17 protein-coding genes and 1 tRNA gene are annotated in these 17,878 nt (G+C 65.7%); 6 read left to right on the top strand and 12 right to left on the bottom strand.

Annotated features, from left to right (window positions below):
- The first annotated feature begins 79 nt into the window (after positions 1-79).
- Both MP11Mi_RS06400 and MP11Mi_RS06395 read left to right on the top strand, forming a co-directional pair.
- Complete coding sequence (locus tag MP11Mi_RS06400) at positions 80-2,125, top strand: PhoX family protein (RefSeq protein ID WP_420041459.1); 2,046 nt, start codon at positions 80-82, stop codon at positions 2,123-2,125.
- Positions 2,126-2,211: 86 nt separating this feature from the next.
- Positions 2,212-3,330, top strand: a complete 1,119-nt coding sequence (locus MP11Mi_RS06395) for an alpha/beta hydrolase family protein (RefSeq protein ID WP_420041458.1) — start codon at positions 2,212-2,214, stop codon at positions 3,328-3,330.
- A 31-nt stretch (positions 3,331-3,361) separates the two neighbouring features.
- On the opposite strand, the gene MP11Mi_RS06390 is transcribed toward MP11Mi_RS06395, so the two are convergent.
- Both MP11Mi_RS06390 and MP11Mi_RS06385 read right to left on the bottom strand, forming a co-directional pair.
- The gene (locus MP11Mi_RS06390) at positions 3,362-3,622 is read right to left on the bottom strand and encodes a DUF4190 domain-containing protein (RefSeq protein WP_420041457.1); all 261 of its coding nucleotides are present in this window, start codon (positions 3,620-3,622) and stop codon (positions 3,362-3,364) included.
- A 476-nt stretch (positions 3,623-4,098) separates the two neighbouring features.
- A complete protein-coding gene (locus MP11Mi_RS06385; RefSeq protein WP_420041456.1) occupies positions 4,099-4,269 on the bottom strand; it encodes a hypothetical protein in 171 nt (56 codons plus the stop codon).
- A 112-nt stretch (positions 4,270-4,381) separates the two neighbouring features.
- On the opposite strand from MP11Mi_RS06385, the gene MP11Mi_RS06380 reads away from it, so the two are divergent.
- Both MP11Mi_RS06380 and MP11Mi_RS06375 read left to right on the top strand, forming a co-directional pair.
- On the top strand, positions 4,382-4,912 hold the full coding sequence (locus MP11Mi_RS06380) for a peptidylprolyl isomerase (RefSeq protein ID WP_420041455.1): 531 nt from the start codon (positions 4,382-4,384) through the stop codon (positions 4,910-4,912).
- A 142-nt stretch (positions 4,913-5,054) separates the two neighbouring features.
- Positions 5,055-5,795: a rhomboid family intramembrane serine protease gene (locus tag MP11Mi_RS06375; protein ID WP_420041454.1), complete on the top strand. Its 741-nt coding sequence runs from the start codon at positions 5,055-5,057 to the stop codon at positions 5,793-5,795.
- Between the two features lie 5 nt (positions 5,796-5,800).
- Here MP11Mi_RS06375 and MP11Mi_RS06370 read toward each other — a convergent pair whose 3' ends face one another.
- Both MP11Mi_RS06370 and crgA read right to left on the bottom strand, forming a co-directional pair.
- Entirely contained in the window at positions 5,801-6,232 is a 432-nt protein-coding gene (locus MP11Mi_RS06370; RefSeq protein WP_420041453.1) for a PH domain-containing protein, read from the bottom strand.
- Between the two features lie 78 nt (positions 6,233-6,310).
- Positions 6,311-6,601 (bottom strand): cell division protein CrgA, encoded by a 291-nt coding sequence (gene crgA, locus MP11Mi_RS06365; RefSeq protein ID WP_420041452.1) that lies wholly within the window; start codon positions 6,599-6,601, stop codon positions 6,311-6,313.
- 55 nt (positions 6,602-6,656) lie between these two features.
- Between crgA and MP11Mi_RS06360 the strand changes: the two genes are divergently transcribed.
- Positions 6,657-7,301 (top strand): aminodeoxychorismate/anthranilate synthase component II, encoded by a 645-nt coding sequence (locus MP11Mi_RS06360; protein ID WP_420041451.1) that lies wholly within the window; start codon positions 6,657-6,659, stop codon positions 7,299-7,301.
- A gap of 36 nt (positions 7,302-7,337) precedes the next feature.
- Here MP11Mi_RS06360 and pknB read toward each other — a convergent pair whose 3' ends face one another.
- The 7 genes from pknB to MP11Mi_RS06325 all read right to left on the bottom strand — a co-directional run bounded on the left by pknB (position 7,338) and on the right by MP11Mi_RS06325 (position 16,816).
- Positions 7,338-9,257, bottom strand: coding sequence for a Stk1 family PASTA domain-containing Ser/Thr kinase (gene pknB, locus MP11Mi_RS06355; protein WP_420041450.1), 1,920 nt, complete (start codon positions 9,255-9,257; stop codon positions 7,338-7,340).
- Positions 9,258-9,267: 10 nt separating this feature from the next.
- Positions 9,268-10,587: a serine/threonine-protein kinase gene (locus tag MP11Mi_RS06350; RefSeq protein WP_420041449.1), complete on the bottom strand. Its 1,320-nt coding sequence runs from the start codon at positions 10,585-10,587 to the stop codon at positions 9,268-9,270.
- Positions 10,584-12,086: a peptidoglycan D,D-transpeptidase FtsI family protein gene (locus MP11Mi_RS06345; protein WP_420041448.1), complete on the bottom strand. Its 1,503-nt coding sequence runs from the start codon at positions 12,084-12,086 to the stop codon at positions 10,584-10,586. The genes MP11Mi_RS06350 and MP11Mi_RS06345 overlap by 4 nt, the downstream gene beginning before the upstream one ends.
- On the bottom strand, positions 12,083-13,510 hold the full coding sequence (locus tag MP11Mi_RS06340; protein WP_420041447.1) for an FtsW/RodA/SpoVE family cell cycle protein: 1,428 nt from the start codon (positions 13,508-13,510) through the stop codon (positions 12,083-12,085). Before MP11Mi_RS06340 ends, MP11Mi_RS06345 begins: the two co-directional genes overlap by 4 nt.
- Positions 13,507-14,910, bottom strand: coding sequence for a PP2C family protein-serine/threonine phosphatase (locus MP11Mi_RS06335; protein WP_420041446.1), 1,404 nt, complete (start codon positions 14,908-14,910; stop codon positions 13,507-13,509). Before MP11Mi_RS06335 ends, MP11Mi_RS06340 begins: the two co-directional genes overlap by 4 nt.
- Positions 14,907-15,371 carry an FHA domain-containing protein FhaB/FipA gene (locus tag MP11Mi_RS06330; protein ID WP_420041445.1) on the bottom strand — a complete coding sequence of 155 codons (465 nt, stop codon included), beginning with the start codon at positions 15,369-15,371 and terminating at the stop codon, positions 14,907-14,909. Before MP11Mi_RS06330 ends, MP11Mi_RS06335 begins: the two co-directional genes overlap by 4 nt.
- 110 nt (positions 15,372-15,481) lie before the next feature.
- Positions 15,482-16,816: a DUF3662 and FHA domain-containing protein gene (locus MP11Mi_RS06325; protein WP_420041444.1), complete on the bottom strand. Its 1,335-nt coding sequence runs from the start codon at positions 16,814-16,816 to the stop codon at positions 15,482-15,484.
- Positions 16,817-17,074: 258 nt separating this feature from the next.
- On the opposite strand from MP11Mi_RS06325, the gene MP11Mi_RS06320 reads away from it, so the two are divergent.
- A tRNA-Leu gene (locus tag MP11Mi_RS06320) sits at positions 17,075-17,157 on the top strand.
- 423 nt (positions 17,158-17,580) lie between these two features.
- Here the strand turns inward: MP11Mi_RS06320 and MP11Mi_RS06315 are convergent.
- Positions 17,581-17,814: a helix-turn-helix domain-containing protein gene (locus tag MP11Mi_RS06315; protein ID WP_420041443.1), complete on the bottom strand. Its 234-nt coding sequence runs from the start codon at positions 17,812-17,814 to the stop codon at positions 17,581-17,583.
- Positions 17,815-17,878: the final 64 nt, after the last annotated feature.

Here is a 17,878-nt window from a genome sequence, read left to right as displayed (position 1 = left end):
GTGGAGAAGTCTCCTTAACGTCGTCGGCGTATCCGCTCAGCCCAGTGCGGACGAGACATCGAGACTTGAAGGCGATTCCATGCGTATTCCGTTGCAGCTGTTCACCATCGGGGGAGACGACGTGGGTCGTTCGGCACGGTCGCGGGTCACGTGCCGCTATAAGTGCGGCGAGGCGTGCTGGCATGAGCCGGGCAACAGCAGCGACAACGAGTACTTCCGCGACGTCGCGCGCACAGCACTGTCGCGGCGCACCATTTTGCGCGGCAGCGCGGGCGCCGTGCTGGCAGTCGGTGCGACGTCGCTTCTCGCGGCATGCGGCGACGACGGGGCAAGCTCGACCGGCGCCCCGTCGAGCGGCGGCGGTCCCGTCGACGGCATGAAGTTCGACATCGTGAAACCCAACACCGACGACACCCTGCGGATCCCGGACGGCTACCGCCAGAAGGTCGTCATCTCCTGGGGTGATCCGGTGCTGCCCGGTGCTCCCGAGTTCGACTTCGAGAATCAGACGGCGGACGCACAGTCGAAGCAATTCGGCTTCAACAACGACTTCGCGGGCCTCCTCCCGATCGACGGCCGGGACGGCGCGTTCTACCTCGTCGTCAACCAGGAGTACACGACCGAAGAGTTCATGTTCCGCGGGTTCAAGGAGAAGGAGCCGACCGAGGAGCAGGCCCGCATCGCGATGGCCGCTCACGGGATCACTGTGCTCGAAGTGAAAGCCTCGAACCGGGACGGGTCGCTGACCCCGGTCGTCGGTCCGCGCAACCGCCGCATCACTGCGAGCACACCGTTCCGTCTCACCGGACCGGCCGCGGGTACGGACTTCGTGAAGACCGCCGCCGACCGGGCAGGCAACACTATTGCGGGCACCATCGCCAACTGCTCCGGGGGCATCACGCCGTGGGGCACCATGTTGTCCGGCGAAGAGAACTACAACAACTACTTCTCGAACGCGAGCAAGGTGAAAGATAAGGCGGCCGCCGCTCACTTGGAGCGCTACGGTTTCGAAGACGACGCCGACTATCACCAGTGGGGTCGGTTCGAAACCCGCTTCGACCTGGAGAAGGACCCCAACGAGGCCAATCGATTCGGCTACGTCGTCGAGGTCGACCCGACCGACCCGAACTCCACTCCGCTCAAGCATTCGGCGCTCGGCCGCCTCAAGCACGAGTCGGCCAACATTCACATCGTGAAGGACGGCCCCGCCGCGGGCACCGTCGTCGCCTACACGGGCGACGACGAGAAGTTCGAATACATCTACAAGTTCGTGTCGAGCCGCAAGGTCAAGGATGGCGACAAGCGCCACAACATGGGCATCCTCACCGAGGGCACCCTGTACGTCGCGTCGTTCTCCAGCGACAAGCCCGTCACCACTGACGACGCGGCGGGCAGCGGACGATGGCACAAGCTGATGACCGTCAATGCGGACGGGTCGGCCCAGTCGCACATCAAGGGCATGACCGCCGCCGAGGTCGCGGTCTTCACCCGTGAGGCCGCCGATAAGGCGGGTGCGACCAAGATGGACCGTCCCGAAGACATCGAGCCGCACCCGATCACCGGCAAGGTGTACTGCGCGCTCACCAACAACGACGACCGCGGCGTCGACGGCGAAGAGGGGCCGACCGCACCCAACCCGCGCAATGAGAACAAGAACGGTCAGATCCTTGAGATGACCGACGACCACGCGGGCGAATCGTTCACCTGGGATCTCCTGCTCGTCGCGGGCGACCCGAAGGCGGCCGACACGTATTACGGCGGTTTCGACAAGACGAAGGTCAGCCCGATCTCGTGCCCGGACAACGTGGCGTTCGATCCGCACGGCAACCTGTGGATCTCCACCGACGGGAATGCGCTCAAGAGCAACGACGGACTGTTCGCCGTCGCCCTCGATGGCGAGCGCCGCGGCGAGACCAAACAGTTCCTCACGGTCCCGCGCGGGGCCGAGACCTGCGGTCCGATCATCGACTCGAAGCGCGTCATCGTCTGCGTCCAGCATCCGGGCGAAGAGGACGGCTACTCCGCCGACCGGCCGTTCTCGCACTGGCCGGCCGGCGGAAACTCCCAGCCCCGCCCGTCTGTCGTCGCCGTGTGGCGCGACGGCGGAGGTGCGATCGGCGTCTGAGAACACGACCGAGCCTGCGAACTCCCCGGACTCGTCCGTGCGGCGGCGTAACGTCCTTCGTACGTACGACAGGAGGAGGCTGTGGCGTGTTCAGAGTTCGACGAGGAGTAGTCGGAGCGGTGGTTGCCGCGGCGGTGGTAGCGCCGACGGCACCCATCGCCACGGCGGACACCGCTGGTCACGGTTCGCCTATCTCGGTCACCGTGCGGCCGGACGGTTGGCGCGGCATCGAGAACGGTCGCGCCATCGACTACTGGACGCAGGATCCGCGTGGCCGTCCCGTACGGGCCAGCGGTGCCCTCGTCCGCCCGCCGGGTAAAGCCCCGGCGGGCGGATGGCCCGTCGTCGCCTACACGCACGGCACGTCGGGATACGGAACCGGTTGCGGCGGACAGAGCTTCGTCGACGCGGAGCCGAGTCGGTACATCTCTCGTCTCGTTGAGCACGGGTACGCGGTGGTCGCACCCGACTATGTCGGGCTCGGACACGACGACGTCGGCGTCCATCCCTACCTGAACACGCGCAGCGAATCGTCCGCGACCATCGACCTGCTGACGGCCGCCCGGACCGTCGACAGCACGCTGTCTAACCGGTGGGCGGTGACCGGCGACTCCCAGGGCGGACAGGCCGCGCTCGCCACCGCGCACCGCCAGCAGACTTACGGCCCGAAGACCGACTTCCGTGGCACCGTTGCGATCGACCCGGAGTCGGATGTCGAGAAGATCATGCCGCTGCTCGGCCCGTACGTCCCGGCGATGCCCTCGCCGATCGACCACTCATACGGATTTCTCCTCGCGACCCTCGCGGGTCTGCGTCAAGCGGATCCAAGCGCCCACGTGAACTCGTATCTCACCCCGTACGGCCGACGGCTCGTCGACCAGGTCGGCCAGAGGTGCGGCACTCCGACGCTGCCGAAGGACCTCGCGTTCGGCTCACTTCTGTCGCGACCACTCACCACTCCGCAGATGACGTCGGCGTTGAACCGATATATGGCGGTGCCGGTGCGCGGATATGACGCGCCGATCCTACTGCTGCTCAACACGTTGGACACGACTGTGCCGTCGCCGCTGCACGCCAAACTCGCCGCTGATCTGGCACTGAACCGCGTACCGTTCACCACAGTTGTCGGCAATGGTTCGCACACCGAGATGGACGCCGCGCAGTGGTCGGCGTTCGACCGCTTCTTTACCCGGCATCTCAGCTGAGCTCACGCGGGTCGAGCGGAGCCGAGACCCCTCAGATCAGGATCCAGAGGAACGCGATGAGGCCGAGCACGATGCAGATGATCCACAGCCAGCCGACGATGATCGCCGCCGACGAGAATTCGCGGCCGATACCGCCGTCACGGTCGATCTGATTGCGTGAGCGGTAGCCGAGCCAGATGCCGAACGGCGACGTGATGCCGAGGCCGGACAAAACGAGGGCGACGATCGCGATGACGTTCACCGAGTCGGACGACGACGTAGCGCGGGGCGGGGTCGCAGTGGAGGCGGCCACAGGGTTCTCCTTCGCGGCGCGGTCGGTCTCGGGACGGGGGCTGGTCACGGCTGGACTCGCCGGCACCGACGGTCGGCCCGCGGCTGGCCGAGGCGGGTTCGGCCCGGTGGGCGGCTGGGGGCGGCCGGACAGCGGGCTCGGCTCGGGGACCGCCGAATAGGCCAGGCGGCGAGGAGATTCGGAGGCGGATGTATTCGCGGGGGCGGCACTCGGTGGACGCGGCGGCGTCACGGGGGGAGGCGTTGTGGGGCGAGGCGCCGCAGCGGGAGGCGTCGCGGCGGGAGGCGTTGATGAGGCCGGGCGGGGCGGCTGCTGCGGGGGCGGCCCCTGGGGCGCACGTGGACCCGGTGCTGGCGTGTTCGGGGGTCGGGGACCGGGAGACGACGAAGCCGTGGGACGCGGCGCGGGGCGGTGCGCAGGCGTCGGCGAACCTTGCGGGTTCGGTGTGTCGGGGCGGGGGTCGTCGGTCGTCACGCCTACAAACTACCTGCTCCGGCGTCGTCCGCAGTGGACGACGCCGCGTCGATGCGCGGAATGGTCTGCGAGACTGGCGGATGTTCGGTGCGCGCGCGCCGCAGCACGATGACGACGGCCGTCAGTAGGAGCAGCAGGACGGAGCCGACGGCGACGAGAAGTTTCTGGCGCATTGTTCCAGGTTGCCAGGTGAAACCGGGAGACGCCAACCGGTGCGGCCGCTCGCCCCGCAGACATCCGCTCATCGCGAACAGCGGCGGCACGATGTCGGTCGGACATGGTTGTATGGACACTGTGAGTGAGCAGAACAAGACCGCGACCCTGCACACCAATCGCGGCGACATCGTCATCGAACTCTTTCCGAACCACGCTCCGAAGACCGTGGCGAACTTCGTCGGCCTCGCCGACGGCTCGAAGGAGTACTCCACCACGAACGCGAAGGGCGAGTCCAGCGGCCCGTTCTATGACGGGGCGATCTTCCACCGCGTCATCGCGGGCTTCATGCTCCAGGGCGGCGACCCGACCGGCACCGGCCGCGGCGGCCCGGGCTACCAGTTCGAGGACGAGTTCCACCCCGAGCTGCAGTTCGACCGTCCGTACCTGCTCGCGATGGCCAACGCCGGGCCGGGCACCAATGGCTCGCAGTTCTTCATCACCGTCGGCCCGACGCCGCACCTGAACCGTCGCCACACCATCTTCGGCGAGGTCAAGGACGCTGCGTCGCAGGCCGTCGTCGATGCCATCGGAGCCACCAAGACCGCACCGGGCGACCGCCCGGTGGAAGACGTCGTCATCGAGAGCGTCGAGCTCTCCTGAAACAACACGGGAGCACCTGTTGAACCAGGTCTGCTACCGGCATCCCGACCGCCCCACCGCGCTCTCGTGTACCCGGTGCGGGCGGTCGGCTTGTCCGGAATGCCTTCGTCCGGCCTCGGTCGGACAGCATTGCGTCGACTGTGTGGCGCAGGCGAGCGCCGCGCAACGTGCGACGGCGCCGACTCTCGCCCGTCGCTCCGTGCAGCCGGTCGTCACGTACGCGCTGATCGCCATCAATGTGCTGGTGTTCGGCGCTGTGCTGGTGCAGGCGGGCGGAACGGATCTGCGCGACCTCGTGACGTCGTCGATCTACAGTCACGGCGTACTCGTCAACGGCGCGGGATTTGAGAACGAATACTGGCGGCTGCTGACGTCGGGGTTCCTGCACCAGAGTGTGCCGCATCTGGCGATCAACATGTTTTCGCTGTACATCATCGGGGCTGACCTCGAACGGGTCCTCGGTCGCGCCCGCTACCTGGCGATCTATCTGGTCGGTCTCCTCGGCGGCAGTGCGGCCGTCATGGCGTTCCAGGACGGCACCACGCTGACCGCGGGTGCGTCGGGTGCGATCTACGGGTTGATGGGCGCGTTGTTCGTGCTGCTGTTGAAACTGAAGGCGCCGGTCACCACGGTGGTCGTCATCATCGTGGTCAACATAGTGTTCTCGGTGAGCCTGCCGAACATCTCGCTGTTCGGCCACCTCGGCGGTCTGGTGTTCGGCGCGGCGTCGGCTGCGGCCGTCATCTGGTTGCCGACCGCGGTGCTGCCGCCGGCCAAGCGCACCCAGGCCGCCGTCGACCGGGTCGGCTGGTACGGCCTCTTCGCGCTCGCTGTCATCGCCATTGCGATCGGCAGCGGTATCGGACTCGGCGAGAGCCTGTAAGGCCGTCAGCGCTCGTCGACGCGGAATCCGGCGTCGCGTAGTTCTTCTGCGACGGCTCCCGGGGCCGTACCTAGATCCCAGCGTCCGAAGATCAACAGTTTGTCGTCCGGCAGGTCGATGAGCAGCTGTCTGCTGTGCGCGGCGAGCCTGCGTGTCCGCAGCGTCGACACGCGTTGCACGTCGTCGGTCGTCAATGTGATCCGCCCGGTCAGGGTGCGGACGGTCAGGGTCGGCCCTGTGTCGAGGGCCAGACGCGGGCGACGCAGGAGCATGACTGCCCCCGCCGCGATCAGACCGAGCGCCGCGACGGCGAGGAACGCCGTCGCGGGCGGATCGGTGTACGACGCTACTGCTGCAGCGGCCAACGCGACGCCGCCGACGACGAGGGCGACACCGGCCAAAACCGGCGGCGCCCATTCCTTGTGAGTAGGTTCCACAGAGTTATCCACAGGAGTTATACACAGTGGGGATGAATTACACACATGTAATTCCCCCGCTGGGGACAACGCTCCCGGTCAGCGCCAGCCCATTGTCATGAGCAGACCGACCACCATGATTCCGAAACCGATCAGCATGTTCCACGGACCCAGCTCGGACATCCAGTGCAGGAACTTTCCTTCGGAACCGAAGGTGTCCTGTGTGGCGCCCAAGTAGTAGACGAGCAGCCACAGGAGGCCGATGAGCATCAGGCCGAACATGACGGACTGGTAGAGGACGCCCGACGGGCCGGCTTTCACCTTCACCGGGGTGCGGCTCGCACTGTTGACCGTGTAGTCGGTCTTCTTCCGGACTTTTGACTTCGGCATACCCACCACGGTATCCCAGCTGCACGGCCAGCAGCCAAAACGCTAACCTTTACCGGTGCGCATCCTCGTCATCGACAACTACGACAGCTTCGTCTACAACCTGGTCCAATACTTGGGTCAGCTCGGAGTCGACGCCGTGGTTTGGCGCAACGACGACGATCATCTGAACGACCTCGAAGCCGTGGTCGCCGAGTTCGACGGGATTCTGCTGAGCCCCGGACCCGGGACCCCTGATCGTGCGGGTGCCACCGAGCCGATCATCTCAGTGGCCGCAGCCGCGGGTACCCCGCTGCTCGGAGTGTGCCTCGGCCATCAGGCGATCGGTGAAGCGTTCGGCGCCACCGTCGAACGGGCCCCGGAACTCTTGCACGGCAAGACGTCGCTGGTGAATCACGACGGGACCGGAGTCCTCGCTGGACTGCCCGACCCGTTCGTCGCCACCCGCTACCACTCGCTGACTGTCGCGCCCGAGACCATCCCCGACGAGCTGATCGTCACCGGGACCACCGATACGGGCATCGTCATGGCGTTCAAGCATCGCGACCTGCCGATCCATGGCGTCCAATTCCACCCGGAGAGCGTCCTCACGCAGGGTGGCCACCGGATGCTTGCGAACTGGCTGCGTGTCTGCGGCTTCGACGTCTCCGAGAACGTCGTCGCCCGTCTCGAAAGCGATATGGCGAAAGCCCTCGGCGTCTAGGTCGCCTTCGGCTGGTCGGGCGGGGACGAGATCCCCTTAGAACAATGCTTCCTTGCCGACGACGACGGACACCGACTCGTTCTTGCGGAGTTTGCTGCCCGGGGACGGCCGCTGGGAGATGACTCTGCCGTCGTCGCGGCTGCCGAGCCGCACCTTGCGTTCGGTGATATTGATCGTGTTGGGATCCCATCCGGCCTTGACGAGGGCGTCTTGTGCCTGGTCTGGCGTCTTGCCGTGCAGGTCGGGGATGGTGAACTGGTTGCCGCGCGAGATCGTGACTTGGACGGTGCTGCCGACCCGGACGGAAGTGCCAGCGTTGGGTGACGTGCTGACCACTTGGCCTTCAGGAAGATCGGAGTCGGCTTGCACGGTCACGACGTCCAAGGCCATCTGTTCGAGCGCCGTCTTGGCCTCGTCCTCGGTCTGTCCGCGCAGGTCGGGGACGGTCACTTCGCTCGGGCCGGTACCGATGTACAGGACGATGGTGCTGGTGACGGCGACCGTCGCATTGGTCTGCGGGGTCGTTCGGACCACCTTGTCTTTGAGGGCGGTCGTCGACTCGATCGTCTCGGTCTTCACCGTTTCGAAGCCGCGTGCTTCGAGCAGTTTGCGAGCGTCCTTCTCGGACTTTCCTCGGAGATCGGGCACCCCGGATCGTTGGGGGCCGGTCGAGATGTACAACGTCACTTCCGACCCTTCGGGGGTCGGGACGTCGTCGCCCGGCACTGTGCGCGTGGCGAGGCCTTCGGTCATGTCCGAGCTCGACTCGTGTTGCTCTTTGACACTGAAGCCGGCTTGTTCCAGGTTGGCTTTCGCGGCTTCGGCGGTGAGACCGGCGACTTTCGGGACGGCGATTGACGGCTCCTCGCTGGTCCACGGAGCCCACGCGAAGAGGCCTCCGACGAGGACCGCGATCAACAGCAGCGCGACGGCCACGATCACCGGCTTGCGCCGGTGGAGTGGCGTCGGCTCGTCGTCGATCACTTCGGCGTGACGGCGGCTGTCGCGTCGCGACGGCTGCGAGTCGCTGCGGGCGGGCGCCCGCGTCGACTCGATGAGGTCGGTCTGCTCCTGGTCGGTCAACAACATCGGTGCAGACGGTTTGCCGCCTGCGAGAACCTTGATGAGGTCGGAGCGGAAGTCGGCTGCCGTCTGGTACCGGTTGGCCGGGTTCTTGCTCATCGCCTGCATGACGATCGAATCGAGTTCCGGAGACAAATCGGGCCGGACCGTCGATGGGCGGCGCGGATCCTCGTGGACGTGTTGGTGGGCGACGGCGATCGGAGAGTCGCCGGTGAACGGCGGCTCACCGGTCACCAGCTCGAATAGGACGCAGCCCATCGAATAGATGTCGCTGCGCGGATCCACTTTGATGCCGCGCGCCTGCTCCGGCGACAGGTATTGTGCGGTGCCCATCACGGCGGAGGTCTGCGTCATGGTCGCCGACGTGTCGTCCATGGCGCGGGCGATGCCGAAGTCCATCACCTTGACCGCGCCCGTCCGGTCGATCATCACGTTGGCGGGTTTCATGTCGCGGTGGACGATGTTCGCGCGGTGGGAGAAGTCCATCGCGGCAGCGACGTCGGCCATCCACGTCATCGCCTGCTTGGGCGCGATGACCCCCGACTCGCTCGCTCGCAGTATGTCGCGGAGTGTGTCGCCGTCGACGTACTCCATCACGATGAACGGGAGTGGTCCCTCGGATGTCTCGGCCTCACCGGTGTCGAAGACTTGGACGATCGACGGGTGGGTCAGTTTGGCTGCGTTCTGGGCTTCACGCCGGAAACGCAGATAGAACGACGGATCGCGAGCTAGATCAGCGCGCAGCACTTTGATCGCGACGTCCCGGTGCAGCAGGAGGTCACGCGCGTACTGGACTTCGGACATGCCGCCGAAGCCGAGTGTCTCGCCGAGTTCGTAACGCTCGGAGAGGTAGTGCGGATCGAAGTCGCTCACATCGTCTGCCTCATCTAGTCGGGATCGTGACTCCGGGCAGCACCTCTATGCCGTCGCTGCCGGTGGTCGTCTCCTCGCCCGTCGTCGTATCCTCGTCCGTCGTGGTTGGCGTGGTCTCGTCGTCGGACGTGGTCGTCGACTCGGTAGTGGAGCGCGTAGTCTCCTCCTCCGTAGTGGTCGGTTCCTCCGGCTCCTGCGTTTGAGTGACGGTGACCGGGGTCGAGGTCGTCGGTTCGACAGGATCCTTCGGGCTGCTGCTGATCCACCACGCGACCAGGCCGATCGCCGCGATGAGTAGAAGCGCCGCGACCGCTGTCAACACCTTGTGGGTCGTCGTCCAGCCACCGTTGTCGATGTTCGCCGGCGCAGCAGCGGTCGACGGTGCCGTGCTGGGGCGCGATATTGGTGCGGGAGTCGGGGATGTCATCGCGCGGGTGCCGGTCGCCGCGGCGACCGGCGCGACGCCGCCCGCGGTGCGCGGGCGCGGCGGACGATGGCCCGCCCGAACGGCAGCGACGGCGTCGGCGAACTCGCCGCCCGTCGCGTACCGCTGAGCCGGATCCTTCGAGAGCGTGATGTCGATGAGTTCGCGGACCGGAGCCGGAATCGACGACGGCAACGGCGGCGGCGTCTCCTGGATGTGCTTCATCGCGACGGTGATCGCACCGTCGCCGAGGAACGGTCGTCGTCCGGTGAGCGCCTCGTAGCCGACGACGCCGAGTGCATACACGTCCGACGCGGCCGTCGCCTCGCCGCCCATCGCCTGCTCGGGTGAGATGTATTGGGCGGTGCCCATCACCATGCCGGTCTGCGTGACCGGTGCCGAATCAACGGCTTTCGCGATGCCGAAGTCGGTGATCTTGACCTGGCCGGTCGGCGTGATCAGGATGTTGCCGGGTTTGACGTCGCGGTGCACGAGACCAGCGGTGTGCGCGGCCTGTAGTGCGCGGCCTGTCTGCTCGAGCATGTCGAGGGTGTGGCTGAGCGCGAGCTGACCCATCCGGGAGATCACCGAGTTGAGCGGTTCACCGTCGACGAGTTCCATGACGAGGTAGGCGAGTGGGTCGCCGCCGTTGCGGTCGGGCGTCTCACCGTAGTCGAAGACATTCGCGATGCCCGGGTCGTTCAACCGGGCCGTCGTCTGCGCTTCGGTACGGAAACGCCCGAGGAACTCGGAGTCGTTCGAGTATTCGGCTTTGAGGACTTTGACGGCCACCCGGCGTCCCAGCCGGGTGTCGAGGGCTTCCCACACTTGTCCCATGCCGCCGGTCGCGATCAACCGGACCAGGCGGTACCGGTCGGCGATGATGGTCCCGTTCTGCAGGCTCATCGGCCACCTCCCGTATATGCGTTCATCACTGCTCGTCCAATCGGGGCGGCAACAACGCCGCCGTAGGAGTTCTGTCCCTGTGCGCCGTTCTCGAGCATGACGGCCACCGCGATGCGTTTATTGGTTCCCGGCGAGAACGCGATGTACCAGGCGTACGGGGTCTCGCCTCCCTGCGCGGTGTCCGAGTGCTCGGCGGTACCGGTCTTCGACGCGATGCCCGGCTGCGAGCCCGCCGTGCTCTGCTCCGACTTGATCATCATGTCGGTCAGGATGTTCGCTCGGTCGGCGGTCAGCGGGCGGTTGAGGGTTGTCGGCGACGTAGTCGAGATGGTGCGCAGGTCGGCGGTCTGCAACTTGTCGACGAGGTAGGGCCGCATTCGCGAGCCACCGTTGGCGACGGTCGCCGCGATCACCGCGTTCTCCAACACGGTGAGCCGGACGTCGCGCTGGCCGATCGCCGACTGGCCGAGAGCGGCGAGGTCGTCGCCGATGTCGCCGACGGAACTCTTCGCGACCGGCATCGGGATGCCTGCCGGGTCTTCGCCGACGCCGAACGACTTCGCGGTCGACGTGAACTTCTCCGGTTTGTCACCGGGGACCTTCTCGGTGACGAGCTGCGCGAAAGCGGTGTTGCAGGAGTGCTCGAACGCCTGCGTCAAGGTGACGCTTCCGTTCGACGAGTCCGGGCATGTCGAGCCGGAGTCGTTGGACAGGAACGTGTCGCTGTCCGGCAATTGCCAGCGGGGCGCCGCGGTGAGTCGGGTGTCGGCACCGAGCCCGGCGTCCAATGCGGTGGCGGTCGAGACCACCTTGAACGTCGACCCGGGCGGGTACAGCGCTGAGGTCGCCCGATTGACGAGTGGCGAATCGGCCGACTCGTCGGTCATCGATGTCCAGGCCTTCTCGGCTTGGCCGAAGTCTTGGGTGGCGATGTCGTTCGGGTTGTAGCTCGGTGTCGACGCCATCGCCAGGATCTTGCCGGTGCCCGGCTCGATGGCGACGACGGCTCCGCGGCACGGGCCGTCGCAGTCGGCGCCCGCGAGCTCTTGGTACGCGGTGCGTTGTAGTCCCGGATCGATCGTTGTGACGACGTTGCCCCCGCGCGGGTCGCGTCCGGAGAACATGTCCATGAATCGCTGGGTGAACAGGCGATCATCGTTGCCGTTGAGGACGGAGTCCTCGGCGGCTTCGATGCCGCGGTCGGCGCGGTACACGAACGAGAAGTAGCCGGTGACCGGCGCGAATGCCTTTGGATTGGTCGGATACTTCCGGAGATATTTGAACTTGTTATCGGTGGCGACCGACTGGGCGATCACCGTGCCGTCGGCGGCGACGATGACGCCGCGCTCACGAGAGTATTCGTCGAGGAGCACGCGCGAGTTGCGGGTGTCGCTGCGCAGCGAGTCCGCTTTGAACACCTGCAGGTAGGTTGCGTTGGCGAGCAGCGCGACGACGAGGACGATGGCGGCGACCGCGACGCGTTGGATGGGTTTGTTCATCGGCGCGTCACCACCTGGGTGGCCATCGCGTCGACCTTGCGTTTCGGCTTCGGTTTGGGCGCATCGGGTTCGCGGGCGGCGTTCGAGATGCGGATGAGCAGTGCGAGCAGCAGATAGTTCGCGAGCAGAGACGATCCGCCGTACGCGAGGAACGGCGTGGTCAATCCGGTCAGCGGGATCAGCTTCGACACTCCGCCGAACACCACGAACAGCTGGAACACGATGGTGAACGAGAGGCCAGCCGCGAGCAGCTTCCCGAAGCTGTCGCGGACGGCGATGGCGGTGCGGAGTCCGCGGACGACGAGGATCAGGTAGATCATGGTGATCGCGGTGAGGCCGACGAGACCGACTTCTTCGCCGAAGCTGGTGAGAATGAAGTCAGTGTTGGCGAACGGCACGATGTTGGGGCGGCCGGATCCCAGCCCGGTCCCGAACATGCCGCCTGTCGCGAACCCGAACAGGCTCTGTGCGACCTGGTAGCCGTACGTGTCGTATTGCTCGAACGGGTCACGCCACACAGCCACCCGCATCTGCAGGTGGAAGAACAATTGGTAGGCGATCACGGCGGCGAGCGCGAACAAGGTCAGTCCGAGCATCAGCCAGCTGACGCGGCCGCTGGCGATGTAGAGCATGGTCAGCACGGTCACGAAGATCAGCAGCGAGGTGCCGAGATCCGATTCGAAGGCGAGGACTCCGACGGCGATCGCCCACGCCGCGATCAGCGGGCCGAGATCGCGGGCACGCGGGAAGTCGATCCCGGCGAACTGTTTGCCCGCGGTGGTGAACAAGTCGCGTCGGGACACCAGAAACGATGCGGTGAAGACGATGATGAGGATCTTCGAGAACTCGCCGGGCTGGATGTTGAAGAATCCCGCGCGAATCCAGATCTTCGAACCGTTGATCTCCGACATCGACGACGGCAGGATTGCTGGGATCGCGAGGAAGATCAGACCGCCGAGACCGAGCGTGTACGCGTACCGCGACAGCGAGCGGTGATCGCGGAGGAGGGCCAGCATGACGGTGAACAAGACGATCGCGATGATCATCCACAGCAGCTGCTGGTCGGCGTTGTGGGTGCGCTCGGACTCTTTCAGGAGTTCGTCGGCGCGCGCCGAACCGAGGTCGAGGCGGTGGATCATTACCAGTCCGAGCCCGTTGAGGGTCGCGACGGCGGGCAGCAGTAGCGGGTCCGCGTACGGCGCGAAGTAGCGGACGGCGATGTGCGCGACGGCGCAGAGGGCGGCGAACGCGGCGACGAACTTGGCAACTTCCCAGGTCAGCGGGTCGCCTTGTGCGAGTTCGACGATCACCAGGGCGACGCCGACGAGTACAACGGCGAAGCCGAGCAGTACCACTTCAGTGGTGCGGCCGGTGTTCACCGGAGGTGTGGTCGCGGGGGCGTGCCCGGCAGGAGCCGACGTCATCCGACCTCCCGGCAGCGGCGTGCGCCGTCCGAGTCGGTGGTCGGGGCGGGCGCCTGCGTCGTGGTGGAGGGCTTGTGGCCACCAGGCTTGTTGTCCTCCGGAGGCTTCGGCGTGTCGGGGGCGGCGCACAACGGCAGGAACGTCAATTCGTTGCGGATGCGTTCTTGCGCTGCATCGAGCGACAGGTTTTTGATGCTTTGGGATTCGACGGCGCTGCGGCTGATCTCGGTGAGGTCGTCGACGAGCATCGGAGTGCAGGAGCTGTCGGCGTCGACGAACGTGATGCCGGGCGACTCGTCGTCCGGATTGTTGACGCATGCTCGTTGGTTGGGTGATTCGACGGCAAAGAACAGCAGCTTGTCGGGTGTCCCGTGGTGGATTTCGACGGCACCGTCGTCGTTTACGGTGACGAAGTTGCTGTTCAACGCCTGGGATCGGATGACGAAGAACGCGGTGACGAGTGCAGCGATCACGACGAGTACGACGATGATGGCTAGCGGCCAGCCCCACCGTCGGCGATGTACGGGTTCGTCGGCCATCGTGATGGTCGGGCGCGCGGTCGCGGGCGCCGGTGGACGCAGTGCGGCTGCGCGGCCTGCTGCGGTCTTCGGGTCGGGGACGTAGCCGTCTTGGTCGTCGTCGCCCGCGGCGCCGCCGAGGATGGGCCGTGATTCGCCGTACTGGTCGTCGACGACGTCGGCGACGACGACCGTGACGTTGTCGGGGCCGCCGCTGCGCAACGCCAACTCGATGAGGCGGTCGGCGCATTCTTTGTGGTCGGCGATGCCGCCGAGAGTGTCGGCGAGGGTTTCTTCGCTGACGACGTCGGAGAGTCCGTCGCTGCACAGCAGGTAGCGGTCGCCTGCGCGCGCTTCACGCATGATGAGCGTCGGTTCGACTTCTTGGCCGGTGAGGGCGCGCATGATCAGGGATCGTTGCGGATGGGAGTGCGCCTGTTCGGCGGTGATGCGGCCTTCGTCGACGAGGCTTTGGACGAATGTGTCGTCGCGTGTGATCTGGGTGAGGACGCCGTCGCGGTGCAGGTAGCCACGTGAGTCGCCGACATGGCACAGGCCGAGGCGGCTGCCGGCGAACAGGATGGCGGTGAGCGTGGTGCCCATGCCTTCGAGTTCGGGTGTTTGCTCCACCTGGTGGGCGATCGCGGTATTGCCTGCCGCGGTGGCGCGTCCGAGGGCGTCGAGTAGGTCGCCGCCGGGCTCGTCGTCGTCGAGGGCGCGTAGGGCTTGGATCACGAGTTGGCTGGCGACTTCGCCTGCCGCGTGGCCGCCCATTCCGTCGGCGAGAGCAAGCAGGCGGGCACCCGCATAGACGGAGTCTTCGTTGTTCGACCGGACGAGGCCGCGGTCACTTCGCGCGATGTAGCGCAGCACGAGAGTCACGGGCGTAGCTCAATCACTGTCTTGCCGACCCGGATCGGTGTGTTGATCGGAGCGCGGACGGCGGTCGTCACTTTGGAGCGGTCGAGGTAGGTGCCGTTGGTGGAGCCGAGGTCTTCGACGTACCAGTCGTCGCCGCGCGGTGACAGTCGAGCGTGTCGTTCGGACGCGTAGTCGTCGGTGAGGACGAGCGTTGAGTCGTCGGCGCGGCCGATGAGGACGGGTTGTGTGCCGAGCGTGATGCGTGTGTTTGCCAGCGCGCCTGCCGTGACGACGAGGTATTTCGCGGAGCCGCGTCCGCGGGTGCTGCGTGCCTTCCGGCCGGATCGGCTCGTGCCGATGGGGATCCGACCGCTGGTGGCAGCCGAGAGGTCGCTGCGCATGGTGCGGATGATGGCGTAGACGAACAGCCATAACAAGATGAGGAACCCGAAACGGGTCACCTGCAACAGGATGCCCTGCACCTGTGCGTCACCTCCCTCACGAAGAACATCGACATCCGGGCGGTTGCCTGGATGCAGTCAACTGTCGGGGGACGCGATGATCCCCCGACAGCATCTTATGCGGATTCGGTCTACTGGAAACGGACCGTGATGTCGGAATGTCCCAGACGGATACGGTCGCCATTGGCGAGCTCCCACGCGCTGACCTGCAGGTCGTTGACGGTGGTGCCGTTCGTCGAATTCAGATCGGTCAGCATGGCGGTCTGTCCGTCCCAGCGAATCTCGGCGTGGCGACGCGAGACGCCGGTGTCGGGGAGACGGAATTGTGCGTCTTGCCCGCGGCCGAGAACGTTCGATCCCTGCCGGAGGGCGAACGTGCGGTTGCTGCCGTCTTCGAGGACGAGGGTGATGCCTGCGGGCGCGTAACCGCCGCCGGCCGGAGCCGCGTATCCCTGGTCGTAGGCGGGCTGCTGAACGTAACCTTGGTCGGCGGGTGCTCCGTAACCTTGGTCGTAGCCGGGCTGTGGTGCATAGCCCTGGTCGTAGCCCGGCTGCTGGCCGTAACCCTGGTCGGCGGGAGGTGCGGCGTAACCCTGGTCGTAGCCCTGCTGCGGCGCCCCGTATCCCTGGTCGTAGCCCTGCTGCTCGTAGCCGCCTTGCTGCGGTGCGTAGCCGGGGTCGTATCCGCCTTGCTGCGGTGCATAGCCCTGGTCGTATCCGCCTTGCTGCTGCGGTGCGTCGTACGCTGGCTGCTGCTGCCCGTAGCCCTGGTTGCCGTAATCGTAGGCAGGCTGCTGCTGCCCTGGATCGACGGGGGCAGCGTACTGCTGGTCGTAGCCGCCCTGCTGCGGTGCGTAGCCCTGCTGGTCGTACGGCTGTTGCTGCTGCTCGTAGCCAGGTTGCGGTGCGTAGCCCTGCTGCGGGTCGTACTGCTGCTGGTCGTAGTCGTACTGCGGGTACTGTCCGCCCTGTTGCGGGTAGCCGGGGTACTGGCCGCCCTGATCGTTTCCGGGTGGATTGGTCATGGCTGGGGCTCCTCGGTGACTAGCTGGTCCCGGGGCCGCGGCGGACGCGGGGACCGGGCGTGGTGTGGCGTCGGGGTTAACGACGCCGTCGGTATGGAACTGTCCGGTGTGCAGTGACGGTATCTGATCGAACTCTACGACCACTGGCCCATAAGTCTGCCACCCATTGTCCCGGATGAAGTCCTCCAAATGGCGGGAGAAGATCTTCCGGTTCAGTTCGTACTCCGTGGAGACGTGCTCCAGGTCGGACGGACTGAGCGTTATGACGTAACTGTTGGCGACGAGGCTCGCACCGTCGCCAAGGTTTTCGAGGGTGCCTTCGGCTTCGCGTTGAAGGCTCTGTTCTATCTCTTGGGGTGCCACTTTGCCACCGAAGACTCGGGCGAAACCGCCGTCGACGGCGGACTCGATCTTGCGCTCGAAGCGGTCGAGAAATCCCACCCGTCCCGACTCCTTCCGTGGTCTTTGGCGTGTCGGCGTGCATACCGTGCTTGTCGATGTTACCGGCCAGGCAAGCCCGTCGCCGCTTGTGCGTCACATGCGCAACTGACGTCACACCTGCGCGGCGGTGTGGCCAGCCAACTGTTGCAATGATATCCGCAGGTCAACGTAGTTATAGAAGTGGGATTTACCTTCGATGCCGACTGCGTGCTATCGTTTTCGAGTCCACGCGGACATATGTCGATTACTCGACGCCACGGGCGAGTGGCGGAATGGCAGACGCGCTGGCTTCAGGTGCCAGTGTCCTTCGGGACGTGGGGGTTCAAGTCCCCCTTCGCCCACTCAGAGCAGTTTGCTTGAAATCGGGTCCCCGGTTTGGGAGCTACGCAAGTAGCCTATGAACTGGGGATTCTTTCTATTTGGAATGCGTGTTTGCGGATCTGCTATCCGGGACACGTAATCTTCTGATCCCGCCGTGGACGTGCTGCTCGGCTGGATGAAGACGGTTACCGGACCATGTTCGGCGAGCTGGCGAGACACGGCTGGGTGCCATCGCAGCGCGCGTAGTCTTCGTCGTTGCGCTGTCAGCACGGCGAGACCAGTGAACGGAACGGTTACGGCTTTCTTGCCTGAGCGCCTGCGGTCCCAGGGTTCAGGCGGCTGAGCGACGGGGCCCCGCTCGGAAGTTTCCAACGTCGTCGACACAGCTTATGCGAGTGGTGTGGAGTTCATGACGAGCGACATTCAGGAGCTGCGGTACCTACTCAGTTGTGTTCGGGAGAACTGAAGAGTTCGACGATGTCGACATCGAGCGCGTCGGCAAGGTCAAACACGCGATCCAGCAGTAGAGAGTGTTTGCCGTGCTCGACTTCGACGTAGAACGAGCGATCGAATCCTGCTCGCTCGGCTAGCCGTTCCTGCGTCAGTCCGGCAGTAGTGCGAAGTGCCCGCAACCGTGCGCCGAACGCCTTCCGGCGGTTGATGTGGTTGTTTTGCACGGGCCCCGAGTGACGGTATGGTTGCGCCCGGCAAATGTCTGTAGGAACGTTCCTACGTGGCCGC

The organism is Gordonia abscondita, from assembly GCF_032711245.1.
Lineage (GTDB): Bacteria > Actinomycetota > Actinomycetes > Mycobacteriales > Mycobacteriaceae > Gordonia.
Note: the sequence above shows the minus strand (reverse complement) of the source record. Positions and strands in the feature narration are given on the sequence as shown.